This window comes from Microbacterium sp. UBA837 (assembly GCF_002296025.1).
In the GTDB taxonomy this organism is placed as follows: Bacteria; Actinomycetota; Actinomycetes; order Actinomycetales; family Microbacteriaceae; genus Microbacterium.
In genome coordinates, this window is the sequence record NZ_DBHD01000142.1 from 1 (window position 1) to 13830 (window position 13830).

Sequence of the window (13830 nt, forward strand, 5' to 3'; positions counted from 1 at the left end):
ACCTCACCCCGGCGAACAGCGCCCGCACGATCCTCGGCCGCTGACGCCACCCGGCGAATCACCACGCAGACGGCAACGGCGCTCCCCTCAGGCAAAGATCCCGGGGGGAGCGCCGTTCGTCGAGTCAGCCCGTGGTCGCCATCACTGAACAGCCCGCGGAGTCACCCCGTTGCTGTGGAGACCGCATCACCGACCCGTGCTCATGACGTGGACGCAAGGCTGTACCCGGCCTCCTCGACCGCATGCCGCACCTGCACCGCATCCACCGGCGCCGTGCTGGTCACGGTCACCGTCGATACGCCGCCCGCCTTCAGATCGACGTCGACACCGGAGACACCATCGATCGCGGACACCTCCTCGGTGACGCTGCGCACGCAGTGCGAGCAGGTCATGCCCTCGACCAGGAACTGAGCCGACACCTCGTCGCCCTCGATCGGCTCCGCAACGAGGGCGGCCGCGTCCTTGGTCGCAGTGCTGTGGGAGGTGGGGCTGCAGCACGCGCAGCCGCCACCGTTGGTCGACCGCAGTCCGAGGTCCCGCAATCCCTGTCCGGCCATGATGTGCTCCCTTCGCGAGCGTTGAGTGAATGTGAAATGCGCGCTTCTATGAGCGCACCAGGCGCGCGATGGCCGCGTTCGCCTCACGCAGCTTCTCCTGCGCGACCGGCCCGCCTTCGCCGACGGCTTCCGCGACGCAATGTCCGAGGTGGTCTTCCAGCAGAGTCAGCGCAACCGACTCCAACGCCTTCGTGACCGCGGAGACCTGGGTGAGGACGTCGATACAGTAGGCCTCCTCGTCGACCATTCGCGCGATCCCGCGCACCTGGCCCTCGGCCCGACGCAACCTCATCAGCAGCGCCTGCTTGTCGCCCGAATATCCGTGTGCCATCCCGCACCTCCGTCGCACCATCCAATATACCCGCTAGGGGTATGGGGTATAAAGAGGCGCGACTGGGCGGATCCGAGTCAGTGCCTGTTGTCGACGGAAACAGCCATTGCCGCATCCCACCCACGATGTGGGTATATCTAGATAGGTAGATATACATATGCCCTTGAGGAGCACACTGTGACGATGAAGACGACGCCCGTTCGCGGGAACGAGCCGATGGCGGCGGGCCAGGCGTCCGCCCTGGCCGAGTTCCTGCGCACCCTGGGCGACGCGACCCGGTTGCGGATCCTGACCGCCTTGGACGGCGTGTGCGTGCCGGTCACCGCGATCGTCGAGGCCACCGGGGAACGCCAGCCGACCGTGTCTCACCACCTGCGCATCCTGCGCGACCGCGGTCTCGTGGTCGGGGAGCGGCGCGGCGGCTACGTCTACTACTGCCTCGCGACCGAGGGCATCCGCGACGCTCTTGACGTCCTCCAAGGTCTGGCCGGCGGCGAGCCAGCCGAGTGATCTCGATCTCCCCCACCGCCGACCCCGAACACCAGCCGAAAGGGAACCATCCGATGACCGCCCAGATCTCGCCGACTGCTCTCACCGTCGACGGAGGCGTCGACCTGCTCCTCCCCCGTGAGACACCGCTGGAGGTACTGGACGCGTTCGTGGCCTCGTGCAACGTCGGCGCGTGCGGGTGCGGCGACACCTTCGTCTCGCGCATCACCAATGTGGAACTGCACGACGAACCCGGACGCCGCAGGGTTCGGATCAGCGGCGACATCACCCCCGACGAGGTCCTCAGCGAGCTTGCCACCACCTCGCTGTCGCAACAGTCCTGACGACCCGACTGCGACTCGAGACCACCCCTCAGAAGCAACCCACGAGGCCCCCCTTGTTCGACTACGCCCAGCCTCCCCGCACAACAGGCGCCTCCCCCGCCGCATCCCGCTCCGCAGCTGACTGCTCGCCCATCATGGCGGACTCCGCGCGCCGAGCACCCAGCGGGAAGCCCGCGGGCAGACGAGTGCCGCGACGAATCGCATGACCGCCGCTACGCCGCCGCCGCGCCTCGGATTGCGGGAGAACGCTCCGCAGTTCGCGCTGCTCGTCGCCGTGAACGCACTCGTCGGGGGCATGGTCGGTCAAGAGCAGACCGTCCTGCCGTTGCTCGCGCGCGACGTGTTCGGGATCACCGGATACACCATGGTGCTCAGCTACGTCGCCGTGTTCGGAGTCACCAAGGCGATCTCGAACTGGTTCGCCGGCACCCTCTCGGACAGATTCGGACGCAAACCGGTGCTCCTGGCCGGGTGGCTCGTCGCAGTGCCCGTCCCGCTGATGCTGATCTGGGCACCCGACTGGGGATGGGTCGTCGCCGCGAACGCGCTCCTCGGGGTGAGCCAGGGCCTGACCTGGTCCACGCGACCGTGGTCATGAAGATCGACCTCGTCGGCCCCCGCCAGCGCGGTCTCGCGATGGGACTGAACGAAGCCGCCGGCTACGGCGCCGTCGCCGTCTCATCCCTCCTGGCCGGGTACCTCGCCACCGAATACGGGCTGCGCCCCGCACCGTTCCTGCTCGGCATCGCCTACACCGCCCTCGCGCTCATCATCACCGGCATCTTCGTACGGGAAACCCACGGACACGCCCACGCCGAGGCCGCACAACTCACACCCGCCACCACCCGGCCCAGCCAGGACGCCGGCCTGACGCACCGGCGGACCTGGTTCCTCGCGAGCATCGGCGAACCCGCGCTCGCCTCGGCCAGCCTCGCCGGGCTCGTGAACAACCTGAACTTCGGCCCCTCATGGGGACTGTTCCCCCTGCTGTTCGCCACCCGCGACCTCCCCACCGCGCAGATCGCGATCCTGTTCGCGCTGTACCCGGGCGTGTGGGGCATCGGGCAGCTGTTCACCGGAGCCCTGTCGGACCGCATCGGCCGCAAGCACCTCGTCACCGGCGGCATGGCCCTCCAGGCCATCGCCCTGGTCATCATCGGCGCCGGCAGCAGCCTCACCGTCTGGGCGACCGGGACGATCCTTCTCGGCCTGGGCACCGCGATGTCTACCCCACCCTCCTCGCCGTCGTCGGAGACGTCGCCCACCCCACCTGGCGTGCACGTGCCGTCGGGGTCTACCGCGTCTGGCGGGACCTCGGCTACGCCGTCGGCGCAATCATCGGCGGAATCGTCGCCGACCTCCTCGGCCTGCAGGCCGCGCTGTGGGTCGCCGCAGCGATCTCCGCGGTCGTCGCCGCGATCGTCGCCGGGAGGATGTACGAGACTCTCTCCACACAACACCGCAACGGAGCATCGGCCACCTGAGCCCTCTGCGGTGCTCCCAACGCGCCCTCTCCGACGCCGATCCGAGCGCGCACGACGGAGCCTCAATCGTGCACCATCCTGGCCGTACCCCACCCACCTCTTCCGGGCACTACCCGAGGTCACCGGTCGCCCATCATGCAAATACCGACAGTTGTCCGCAAGACACGCTGGTGCAGCTCGAGCGCACCCGCCAGCGTCCGCGGTCGGCGCTACCCTGACCCCGAGGTCACCCATGGGAAGCATCACGGCGTACGAGATCGCGGCGGGCAAGCGCTACCGCGTGCGCTGGCGCGATGACCAGCAGAAGCAGGTCGAGAAGAAGGGCTTCCGCACCAAGAAGGACGCCGAGCTCTACCTCGCGCACACCGAGGTCTCGCGCTCGAACGGCTCCTATACCGACCCCGGTGAGGCGCGTATCACTGTCGGAGCGCTGGGCGTCGAGTGGCTGCGCAACAAGAAGCACGCACTCAAGGCTTCCTCGTTCAGCTCCTTGAACACGTCGTGGCGGGTGTATGTCCTCCCCCGCTGGGGCGACGTTCGGATCGGAGACATTCGCGCGTCGCACGTGGAGCAATGGATCCGAGAGCTGTCGGAGGGCACCGCGACGACGACGCGGACGAAGAGCGCGAAGGCCGGCGCAAGCCCCCGGTCTGCAAGCGTCGTCTATCGCGCGCTCGGCGTGCTCGCCGGCATCCTTGACACAGCTGTGCGCGACGGACGCATCCCTCGAAACGTCGCTCGCGGCGCTCAGAATCTGCCCCCGAAACAGTCCCAGAAGCCGCGTCGCTACCTGACCCACAGCGAGGTCGTTCGCCTCGCCGAGGCGACCAACAACGACACGCATAGGACGCTGATCCTTCTGCTCTCGTACTGCGGCCTCCGGTGGAGCGAAGCGATCGGCATGCACGTGAGCGACATCATCTTCCCGAGACACCGAATTCAGGTGCAGCGAGCGGCGGTCGAGGTCGAAGGCAAGATCGTGCTCGGCACACCGAAGAACTGGGAGCGCCGGCTGGTGCCATTCCCGGCCTTCCTGGAAGAGCCGCTGGAGCAGCTGTGTCGCGGCAAGCGCGCCGACGATCTGGTCTTCACCGATCTGCAGGGCAAGCATCTGCGCCGCGCGAAGACGCAGCACGGCGTGAACTCGTGGTTCACCACGGCGCTCGACCTCGCCGACATCGAGCGGCTGACTCCGCACGACCTGCGTCACACCGCCGCGAGCCTCGCGATCTCGTCGGGTGCGAACGTCAAGGCCGTGCAGCGGATGCTGGGACACAAGTCGGCGGCGATGACGCTCGACACCTACGCCGACCTCTTCGACGACGACCTCGCCGACGTGGCCGAACGGATGAATCAGGGTGGGCTCAACGCGAACGTCGCGCGGCTCTGGGAGACCTGACGGGGCGTTTCGTCTCGCTGCGCTCGCTCAACGACCGACGGCGCATGAACTGCAACTAGCGGCTTTCGGACACGCTTTTCGACCTATATGCGCCAGAAGCTTGTGGGCGATTTGTGGGCGACTCGGTATCGCGCCGCTCATCCACGGGCGAAGAAAAGCCCCGCGATCCCTACTCTCGTAAGGGATCGCGGGGCTTCAACTCCGTGACAGCGTCAGTGGAGATGGGGGGAATCGAACCCCCGTCCATCGCTGGGTCATCGCGCCTTCTCCGGGCGCATTCTGTGAAAGCGTTCTGCTCGGCTCCGACCTTTGTCACAGACACCTAAGTCGACAAGCCCAGCCTGGGAGAAGTCCCGCGTGACGTCCAGGCGCCGTCACGCAGCAAGATCCCTTAGATGACGCTAGGAACCGTAGCGGGATCGCCTACGGGCTAACGGACTCGGGCTCGCTGCTCAGGCAGCGAGGGCGAAGTCAGACTGCTTCTTATTGGCAGTTATTTGTTTGCAGGGGGCGTTTACGAGATAACCCCGCATCCTCGGCCCGCTTCTCGCGAATTCGCAGACGATGTCGAAACCGATCATCCCCGTGAGTCCTTCTTGCGAAGGGCCGCTGTCACACTGTGGAGTTTCGAAGGTTCGCAGATGCAAAGCACCCGAGCGTTACAGGATACAACGGATGCCGCATCCCGCGCATTCCCGGTGCTCAGCCACACGACGTAGAGTCGCACTCATGCGCGATGTCATCATCACCGTCCGCGGCGAACACGAGACCCGGGTCGCTCCCGAAGAGGCTGTGGCACGGCTCACGATCAGGACCGAGGGCGGCGAACGAACCGACGTCATGGGCAGAGCGACGGATGCCGCAAGCATGCTGCGCGCCGCGCTGACCGCCCGACAGGATGCGGGCGAGATCCGCGAGTGGTCCACCGGTCGGCTGGCCGTCCGCTCCGAGCGCCCGTGGAACTCCGAAGGCAAGCCGCTGCCGCTCGTTCACCATGCTTCGCTCGACGTGTCGGCCACATTCGCCGATCTCGATGCGCTCTCGGGATGGCTCGGTGAGATCGCCGAGCTCGACACGATCCAGATCGATGGGGTGCAGTGGATGCTCACCGACGCGACCCGCAAGGCCGTCGAGGCTGATGTCGCCGCCCAGGCTGTCCGTGTCGCGATGACCCGAGCGACCGCCTATGCCGCCGCCCTCGGACTTGCCGAGGTCACTGCCGTCGAAGTGGCAGACGTGGGCCTGCTCGGTGGCGGATCGCCGGCTGCGGCATCCGGCCCGTCGCCCCGGATGATGATGGCGGCGAGCCCGATGGACTCCGCGAGCGCCCTGGAACTGCAGCCCGCCGACATCGTGGTCAGCGCAGCCGTCGAAGCACGCTTCAGCGCCCGCTGACCGGGCGCGCGGCTACTCCCCCAGGCGGTTGCGGGTGCGCATGGCGCGTTCGGCCTCGCGCTTGTCTTGGCGCTCCCGCAGCGTCTGGCGCTTGTCGTACTCGGCCTTACCCTTGGCCACCGCGATCTCGACCTTGGCGCGCCCGTCCGAGAAGTAGAGCTTCATGGGGATGAGCGTGTATCCGCCCGCCGAGACAGCGTGACTGAGCTTGATGATCTCGTCTTTGTGCAGCAGCAGCTTGCGCACCCGCTTGGCAGCGTGATTGGTCCAGTGGCCCTGCGAGTACTCCGGGATGTGGACCGCGTCCAGGAACGCCTGACCGCCGTCGATGTACGCATAACCGTCGGTGAGGTTGGCGCGTCCCTGACGCAGGGACTTCACCTCGGTGCCGGTGAGCACGAGGCCCGCTTCGTATGTCTTCTCGATGGAGTAGTCGTGGCGCGCACGACGATTGGTCGCGATGACCTTCTCTCCGCGTTCGCGTGGCATGACTCCTCCTTTCGACGGCAGCCCACCAGTGTATCAAGCGCTGGCCGCGCGGCAGTCAGCGGGGTCAGGCCGGCCCGTTGCCGAACTGGATCGCCAGCAGTGCGAGGAAGAACCAGAGGACGTATCCGATAACACCGGCAAAGATCGTGACCGCAGCCACCGTGTAGCCCCACCCGATCTCTCGCGCGCGCAACAGGCGACGGATGACGAGCACGGCGAACACGGTGGTTACAACCACGGGCAGCCCGAACACGGCTACCGAAATGAGGGGGCCACCGAGGTTCGCGGCAGCGGCCACACCGAAAAGCAGCAGCGGGCCGAGCCCGAGGATGATGCCCGCAATGCCCCACGCCGGCGCGGAACCTACCGACTGCGGTGCTCGGGGATCCTGCGCCATCACTGTTCTCCTCGCTCCCGCCGGCTCAGGCTCGGAGCCAACGCCGGATCGCGAAGCCCGCCGAGAACGCGGCGAGCACGATTCCGATTCCGATGAGCACGGGAATGACGACGAACACGTCAGCGGTATCGACCCAGGTCGCGATGAATGGAATACGCGAGCGCAGATAGTCCTGCACGCCGAACTGCACTCCCGCAACGACGGCGACGCTTGCCAGCACCGATCCGATGAGGGCTGCAAACACGCCCTCGAGAATGAACGGCGTCTGGATGAACCGGTTGGATGCTCCGACCAGCCGCATGATGCCGAGTTCGCGTCTTCGGGCGTATGCCGAGAGGCGGATCGTCGTCGAGATGAGCAGGACTGCGGCGATGAGCATGAGCCCCGCGATCCCGACTGCGACATACGTTGCAACAGTCAGCGCAGAAAACAGCGGCTCAAGGTACTGCAGTTGGTCTTTGACCTCTTCCACCCCGTCGGTTCCCCCGAAAGCTTCGGAGATCACGGCTGACTTCGTCGGGTCCGCGAGTGTGATGCGGAATTGCGCGCCGATCTGATCGGCAGTGAGGATGCCGTCGTACTCGTCACCGAGCAGATCGATCGCCTCCTGGTAGGCCTGCTCTGCACTGTCGAACTGAAGGTCACTGATCAGGGGAGCAAGCGAATCCGAATCCAGTTCGGCCTGGACACCGTCGATCTGCTCCTGCGTGGCAACGCCGTTCGCACAGGTGGGCACCTGCGACAACGAGCTGCACATATAGATCTGCACTTGGGCGCGATCGGCCCAGAAGGTGCGCATCGTGCCGATCTGTAGCTGCATGAGCATGGCGGCGCCCACGAAGGTCAGCGAGACGAAGGTGACGAGCACGACCGAGATCACCATCGACGCATTGCGGCGCAGCCCGCTGAACGCCTCACCGAGAACGAGTCCGACCCTCATGAGGTGGGCCCGACTTCATCATCGCGACGCTCGGCATCCAGCCCCAGCCGCTCCGCCAGTCCCAGCTCCTCGACCTCGACCTCGGGGATGTCGATGACCGGTACCGGCTGTGTCGTGGGGCGCGGAGCGGGTGCGGGCTGCGCTGCAGGCACCTGCCACTCGGGCGGAACTGACGGTGCATTGGGCGCGGGTTGCTCTGCGGGAGCAGGTCGATCCGCGGGCGCGAGTCGCTCCGCCGGAGCGGGTCGCTGGGCCGGAGCGTGTGCTGGCGCCTCGTCCGTCGGCGCCTCGGCGACCGCCGGGGCCGGAACATCGGGCGAAACCGGGGCCGGACGCACCTCAGCGAGAGCAGAGACCAATGATGCTGTCGACGGATCGTCGGCGACATCGACTGCAGCGGCGACCGCGATTTCGGCATCCGTCACCGTCGGCTCGATGCCGACCTCACGCTGCAGTTCGAGGACCGCGGTGAGCGCAGCTGCAGCAGCGGCACCGCGCACTTGCTCGGGCTGAAGCCGGGGCAGACCCGACGTGTCGCCGTAGCCACCGTGACGCTCATCACGCATCATCTGGCCGCCGCGCAGCTCGATCACGCGCCGCTTCATCTGATCGACGAAGCCCGCCTCGTGGGTTGCCATGACGATCGTGGTGCCGCCGGCGTTGATCCGCGCGAGCAGCTGCATGATGTCGATGGATGTCGCAGGGTCGAGGTTTCCGGTGGGCTCGTCGGCCAGCAGCACCTGGGGGCGGTTCACCAACGCGCGGGCGATCGCAACCCGCTGCTGCTCACCACCCGAGAGCTCGTGCGGCATCCGCTTCTGCTTGTCGGCGAGTCCGACGAGGGCGAGCGCCTCGGGAACCGCCTGCTTGATGAACCCTCGTGAGGAGCCGATGACCTGCAGCGTGAAGGCGACGTTCTGAAAGACCGTCTTGTTCGGCAGCAGCCGGAAGTCTTGGAAGACGGCGCCGACGTGGCGGCGGAAGTAGGGCACCTTGCGGTTGGCGAGGGTGCGCAGGTCGCGCCCGAGCACGAGGACGTTGCCGGAGGTGGCGATGTCCTCTCGCAGAATGAGGCGCAGACAGGATGACTTACCCGATCCCGACGCACCCACGAGGAACACGAACTCGCCGCGGAGCACTTCGAAGCTCACCTGGTCGAGGGCGGGTTTCGCGGTGCCCCGGTATCGCTTGGTGACGTTCTCGAACCGGATCATGGCCATCTGAGCCTAAGCGCGAGGGCGATCACTGCCCGGTGCGACACCCGAAGCGGGCTCAGTCTTCATCGAGAACGTTCAGGCTCCCCTCGAGGCGGGGACAGAGCGTCAGTCGTCGTCATCCTTGCGCTTGCGCCACCGGATGCCCGCGGCAATGAACCCGTCGAGGTCTCCGTCGAATACGACCGCGGGGTTCCCGACCTCGTGACCGGTGCGTAGGTCTTTCACGAGCTGCTGGCCGTAGAGGAAGTAGGAGCGCATCTGGTCGCCCCAGCTGGCCGTGATCGTGCCGGCGAGTTCCTTCTTCTTTGCCGCCTCTTCTTCGCGCTTGAGCAGCAGCAGGCGGGTCTGCAGAACGCGCATGGCAGCGGCGCGGTTCTGGATCTGGCTCTTCTCGTTCTGCATCGAGACCACGATCCCGGTCGGGATGTGGGTGATGCGAACCGCCGAGTCCGTGGTGTTGACCGACTGACCGCCAGGACCGGACGACCGGAAGACGTCGACACGGATGTCGCCCTCGGGGATGTCGACCTCGACGGCCTCTTCCATCACGGGAATGACCTCGACAGCAGCGAACGAGGTCTGACGCTTGTCGGCGGCGCCGAAGGGGCTGATCCGGGCGAGACGGTGGGTTCCGGCTTCGACCGAGAGCGTGCCGTAGGCGTAGGGCGCGTCGATCTCGAACGTCGCCGATTTGATCCCCGCACCCTCGGCGTAGGAGGTGTCCATGACCTTCACGGGGTACTTGTGGCGCTCGGCCCACCGCAGGTACATGCGCATGAGCATCTCAGCGAAGTCGGTGGCATCGTCGCCGCCGGCCCCTGAGCGGATCGTCACGACGGCAGACCGATCGTCGTATTCGCCGTCGAGCAGCGTCTGCACCTCGAGATCGCCGATGACCTTCTCGAGCTCGGCGAGCTCGCGGCGCGCCTCGGCGGCCGACTCCTCATCATCCATCTCGTTGGCAAGCTCAACCAGCACTTCGAGGTCATCGAGGCGCTGTGCGACTGCCGTGATGCGAGACATCTCCGACTGCCGGTGGCTCAGGGCGCTCGTGACCTTCTGCGCCTGCTCGGGGTCGTCCCAGAGGTCGGGCGCGCCGGCCTCGTCGCTCAGTCGCGCAATCTCTGCGGCGAGCGCGTCGACGTCGACAACGGACTGGATGTCGTTGAATGTGGAGCGCAGGGCCTGGATGTCGGCGGACAGATCGAGTTCGAGCATGACAGTCCAGACTAACGTGGAACCGATGTCCGATCCCCCCGCCCCGATCCGCGCGCGGGACGTGCTGTGGAGATTCGGACCGATGGTCTACGTGCCGACGGTGCTGTTCGCGCTTGGCGAGGGCGCCGTCATCCCCCTCATTCCGGTGATCGCAGCCCAGTTGGGCGCGGACGTCGCAGGAGCAGCCCTCGTCGCGTCGGCCCTCGTGGTAGGCCAACTGGCGGGAAATCTGCCGGCGGGCTGGGCTGTCGCCCGTTTCGGTGAGCGGGTCACGATGGGAGTTGCCGGCGCGTTGGCCATGGTGGGAGTGGCAGGCATGATCGTCGCGCCCGTGCTCGGCGTTTTCGCGGCGGCAGTCCTGCTCATCGGGCTGTGCGCGGCAGCGTTCGGTCTCGCCCGCCACTCGTTCATGACCACCCGAGTCCCACTGTCGTTCCGCTCGCGCGCCATGTCGCTGCTGGGTGGCACGTTCCGGCTGGGGATGTTCGTGGGCCCGTTCATCGCTGCAGCGCTGCTGGCGATCTTCGGCGACGAACACGCGGCGATCTGGTTCTTCGGCGTGTGCCTTCTCGCCACCGTCCTGCTGGTGGTCTTCGGGCCCGACCCCGAGCAACAGTTCGCTCCGATCACGGCACGCGCAGGATCTGATGCGACCGCGAACAAGACCGCAGACGAGCTCGATGAAGAGGACACTGGCGAGGCGATCACGGGCAGCATCCGGGTTCCGGGGAGCCGCGAGAGCGTCTTCGTCGTCGCCTGGCGGTATCGCGCGGTGCTGTCTCGGCTCGGCATTGCTGCGGCATCCCTCGCTGCCGTGAGATCGGCCCGACAGGTGGTTCTACCTCTGTGGGGCGTGTCGATCGGGCTGGACGCGCAGACGATCGCGCTAGTCGTCGGAATCTCGGGGGCGATCGATTTTGCCCTGTTCTATGCGAGCGGACAGGTCATGGACCGCTTCGGACGGCTGTGGGCAGCCCTGCCAGCGATGCTGCTCATGGGCCTCGGGTTCCTCGCGCTCGCGTTCACGCACGACCTCGACTCATCAGCGATGTGGTTCGCCATGTTCGCGGCAGTCCTCGGCGTCGGCAACGGACTATCCAGCGGCATCCTGCTCACCCTCGGCGCCGACGTCGCTCCGCGCACGGACCCGGCCCCGTTCCTCGGGTCCTGGCGCATGTTCACCGACGCCGGCGGGGCTGCGGCGCCGCTGCTCGTCTCGGGCATCGCAGCACTCTCGACCCTGTCGGTGGCAACCGGCGCGGTCGGCGTGCTCGGGCTCCTGGGCGCGGTGGCCTTCGTGCGCTGGGTCCCCCGGTTCGTTCCGCGGTCGGGTCGCGCCGACTGAGCCGGTCAGTCCGTGACGATCGGGATGCCGGTCGCCGCGGATGCGTCGCTGACGCCGCCGGCATCCGTGACATCGCCAAAGCCGAGCTCGGTCATGATCGCCACAGCCTGCGCTGAGCGGTTGCCAGTGCGGCAGTAGACGATGTAGGTGCCATCGAGGGGCTGCTCGGCGATCTCCTGCTCGAACGAGCCCGACTGCAGGTTGACGTTGATCGCACCTTCGAGGTGACCCTCGGCATACTCCTCAGGCGTGCGCACGTCGATGATCACGGCACCGTCGGGAACCTCGACCGACGGCGTCGCCGAGCACGCGGCGAGACTCGTGGCGAGAACGGCGGCGGCCAGTGCGGCCAGGATCAGACGGATGCGTCGCATGAGGTGTCCTTTCTGAGCGGCGCGGGCGGCATCCCGATGTGAGCGCACGGGAGAAGCCCTCGGGGTATACCCCCTAGGGTATGATACAGATCATGGCAACACGAGAGATCACCCTCGAAACGATCGAGACGACCATCAACGACTCCGGCATCGTGCTGCTCGACTTCTGGGCGGCGTGGTGCGGACCGTGCCGCATGTTCGGCCCCGTCTTCGAGAAGTCCTCAGAGGCTCACCCCGACATCGTCTTCGGGAAGATCGACACCGAAGCCCAGCAGCAGCTCGCGGCGGGCTTCCGCATCACCTCGATCCCGACGCTCATGGCCTTCCGCGACGGTATCCTCGTCTTCTCACAACCCGGCGCGCTGGCCGCTCCCCAGCTCGAGCAGGTGATAACCGCGGTCGAAGGACTCGACATGGATGACGTGCGACGCCAGATCGCGGAGCAGAACGCGGCCCAGGACGCCCCGAGCGCACCGTGAGCCTGCTCCGGGTTTGCACGATTACGCGCGGCGAGCGCATCGCGCGATGGGCGGCTGCCGTCTTCGTCGCAGCCATCGCCGGGAGCGCGGCGACCACGGGTGTGTGGGCTCTGGCTATTCCCGCGTTGCTTGGCGCGCTCTTGCTCGCGGCGATGGCGATCACCGGCTGGTGCCCCGGGGGTGCGGCTACCGAGTCAGCGGATGACGGCCCGAACGCATGGGATATTCCCGAGGCGCGTCAACGCATCGACCTCGATTGAGGCCTGGCAGCGAAGACTCAGACCGCGCTCAGCGCTCGCGTCGGCGCGCGCAGTACGTCTTCGAGGGCGTCGAGCAACGCCTCGGGCTTGAGAAGCTGCATTTCGTGGCGGCTGAGGAATTCCCGCACATCCCAGCCGTAGGCCTTGAGTCGCTCGAGGTAGCGCCCGCGAAGAAGCCGGGACTTCGTCGCCTTCACGATCGTCGACGGCACCGGCGGCGCAGCGGGTTCAACCCGGTGTGCATCCAGCTCCTGCACGACCGACAGCGCCATGAACCTGTCCCAGCGGCGGGTGCTGGCCCGAAGGCGTCGACGCAGGGGCGCCGGTACAGCGGGGTCGACGACCGACAGCATCCGCGCCACGACCGGACCGGCCATCCGGTAAGTCAGCAGGCGACGACCGGCAACTCCCGCGTCGACGTCGAGTGCCGGGTCGAGGTAGATCGCACGGTGCGGCTGCAGCCGCTCGGCGGCGTCGGCAAGGGCCCGCCCGCCCAGGGAGTGCCCGATAGCGAGGTCGAGGTCTGTCGGCAGCGTCTCGACGAGATCGTCGGTGAAATCCCGGAGGCGGTAGTGCTCAGAACGGGGGCTGGATCCGTGACCACGCAGATCAACGGCGAGCACTCGCATGCCGTGTCGCCGCGAGAGTCGCTCGGCGAAGTCCTGCCACAGCAAACCCGATCCGCTGATGCCGTGGACGATCGCTGCGGTACGGTCGCCGCTGCCGAACTCGTGTACTGCCAAACGCACACTTCGACGGTACGACTGCCAGTTATGAGGAGGCTCGGAGACCACCCGTGAGAATCCTGGGCATTCGAGCCTCAATCAGCGACGAACGGCCCTGTCGGCGAACACGCTCGCCTCGATAGGATCGGGCGCGGCGAAGGGACCGGCATGACCGAGCACACCAGACCACAATCCACTCAGCCCACACCCGCGCGGGCGTCCGACACAACCGCGTGGTGGACCCTCGATACTGATGCTGTCGTCCGCAGTCTCGGGACGGATGCCGCGAACGGCCTGACCTCGGCCGATGCAGCGCGTCGCCTCGCAACCGGCGGCCCGAACACGATCGCCGCTCCCCCGGCTCCGAGCGCCTGGACGATCGCGCTG

At 66.9% G+C, this 13830-nt stretch carries 17 protein-coding genes, 1 other RNA gene and 1 pseudogene; 9 read left to right on the plus strand and 10 right to left on the minus strand.

Annotation, left to right across the window (positions count from 1 at the left end; all coding sequences use genetic code 11):
• Positions 1–200: 200 nt before the first annotated feature.
• Both B3587_RS10390 and B3587_RS10395 read right to left on the minus strand, forming a co-directional pair.
• Complete coding sequence (locus tag B3587_RS10390) at positions 201–557, minus strand: heavy-metal-associated domain-containing protein (RefSeq protein ID WP_195691743.1); 357 nt, start codon at positions 555–557, stop codon at positions 201–203.
• Positions 558–603: 46 nt separating this feature from the next.
• Positions 604–888 (minus strand): metal-sensitive transcriptional regulator, encoded by a 285-nt coding sequence (locus tag B3587_RS10395; RefSeq protein ID WP_228178038.1) that lies wholly within the window; start codon positions 886–888, stop codon positions 604–606.
• A 183-nt stretch (positions 889–1071) separates the two neighbouring features.
• Here B3587_RS10395 and B3587_RS10400 point away from each other — a divergent pair, with 183 nt between their 5' ends.
• From B3587_RS10400 to B3587_RS10415, 4 genes and pseudogenes are all read left to right on the plus strand, one after another.
• Positions 1072–1398, plus strand: coding sequence for an ArsR/SmtB family transcription factor (locus tag B3587_RS10400; protein ID WP_194385022.1), 327 nt, complete (start codon positions 1072–1074; stop codon positions 1396–1398).
• A gap of 53 nt (positions 1399–1451) precedes the next feature.
• Positions 1452–1721, plus strand: a complete 270-nt coding sequence (locus B3587_RS10405) for a hypothetical protein (protein ID WP_194385021.1) — start codon at positions 1452–1454, stop codon at positions 1719–1721.
• A gap of 202 nt (positions 1722–1923) precedes the next feature.
• Positions 1924–3205: pseudogene (locus B3587_RS10410) on the plus strand (MFS transporter).
• A 232-nt stretch (positions 3206–3437) separates the two neighbouring features.
• Positions 3438–4604: a tyrosine-type recombinase/integrase gene (locus B3587_RS10415; protein WP_194385019.1), complete on the plus strand. Its 1167-nt coding sequence runs from the start codon at positions 3438–3440 to the stop codon at positions 4602–4604.
• A gap of 213 nt (positions 4605–4817) precedes the next feature.
• Here B3587_RS10415 and ssrA read toward each other — a convergent pair.
• Positions 4818–5189: a transfer-messenger RNA gene (gene ssrA / locus B3587_RS10420) on the minus strand.
• Between the two features lie 144 nt (positions 5190–5333).
• Here ssrA and B3587_RS10425 point away from each other — a divergent pair.
• Positions 5334–5999, plus strand: coding sequence for an SIMPL domain-containing protein (locus B3587_RS10425; protein ID WP_228177169.1), 666 nt, complete (start codon positions 5334–5336; stop codon positions 5997–5999).
• Between the two features lie 12 nt (positions 6000–6011).
• Here B3587_RS10425 and smpB read toward each other — a convergent pair whose 3' ends face one another.
• The 5 genes from smpB to prfB form a co-directional block, all read right to left on the minus strand.
• On the minus strand, positions 6012–6488 hold the full coding sequence (gene smpB / locus B3587_RS10430) for an SsrA-binding protein SmpB (RefSeq protein ID WP_228177168.1): 477 nt from the start codon (positions 6486–6488) through the stop codon (positions 6012–6014).
• Between the two features lie 64 nt (positions 6489–6552).
• Entirely contained in the window at positions 6553–6885 is a 333-nt protein-coding gene (locus B3587_RS10435) for a hypothetical protein (protein WP_292728414.1), read from the minus strand.
• Between the two features lie 25 nt (positions 6886–6910).
• Positions 6911–7825, minus strand: coding sequence for a permease-like cell division protein FtsX (ftsX, locus tag B3587_RS10440; RefSeq protein WP_292728416.1), 915 nt, complete (start codon positions 7823–7825; stop codon positions 6911–6913).
• Complete coding sequence (ftsE, locus tag B3587_RS10445; RefSeq protein ID WP_292728418.1) at positions 7822–9039, minus strand: cell division ATP-binding protein FtsE; 1218 nt, start codon at positions 9037–9039, stop codon at positions 7822–7824. The genes ftsX and ftsE overlap by 4 nt, the downstream gene beginning before the upstream one ends.
• Positions 9040–9147: 108 nt before the next feature.
• Complete coding sequence (gene prfB, locus B3587_RS10450; protein ID WP_292728420.1) at positions 9148–10260, minus strand: peptide chain release factor 2; 1113 nt, start codon at positions 10258–10260, stop codon at positions 9148–9150.
• A gap of 25 nt (positions 10261–10285) precedes the next feature.
• Here prfB and B3587_RS10455 point away from each other — a divergent pair, with 25 nt between their 5' ends.
• Entirely contained in the window at positions 10286–11605 is a 1320-nt protein-coding gene (locus B3587_RS10455; RefSeq protein ID WP_292728422.1) for an MFS transporter, read from the plus strand.
• Between the two features lie 5 nt (positions 11606–11610).
• Here B3587_RS10455 and B3587_RS10460 read toward each other — a convergent pair whose 3' ends face one another.
• On the minus strand, positions 11611–11979 hold the full coding sequence (locus tag B3587_RS10460; RefSeq protein ID WP_292728424.1) for a rhodanese-like domain-containing protein: 369 nt from the start codon (positions 11977–11979) through the stop codon (positions 11611–11613).
• Positions 11980–12071: 92 nt separating this feature from the next.
• On the opposite strand from B3587_RS10460, the gene B3587_RS10465 reads away from it, so the two are divergent.
• Together B3587_RS10465 and B3587_RS10470 are read left to right on the plus strand one after the other, a co-directional pair.
• Entirely contained in the window at positions 12072–12458 is a 387-nt protein-coding gene (locus B3587_RS10465) for a thioredoxin family protein (RefSeq protein ID WP_228177161.1), read from the plus strand.
• The gene (locus B3587_RS10470) at positions 12455–12718 is read left to right on the plus strand and encodes a hypothetical protein (protein ID WP_228177160.1); all 264 of its coding nucleotides are present in this window, start codon (positions 12455–12457) and stop codon (positions 12716–12718) included. Before B3587_RS10465 ends, B3587_RS10470 begins: the two co-directional genes overlap by 4 nt.
• A 17-nt stretch (positions 12719–12735) precedes the next feature.
• Here the strand turns inward: B3587_RS10470 and B3587_RS10475 are convergent, their stop codons facing one another.
• The gene (locus B3587_RS10475; RefSeq protein ID WP_228177159.1) at positions 12736–13467 is read right to left on the minus strand and encodes an alpha/beta fold hydrolase; all 732 of its coding nucleotides are present in this window, start codon (positions 13465–13467) and stop codon (positions 12736–12738) included.
• 144 nt (positions 13468–13611) lie between these two features.
• Here B3587_RS10475 and B3587_RS10480 point away from each other — a divergent pair.
• On the plus strand, positions 13612–13830 hold a 219-nt coding region (locus B3587_RS10480; protein WP_292728427.1), incomplete at its 3' end, for a cation-transporting P-type ATPase.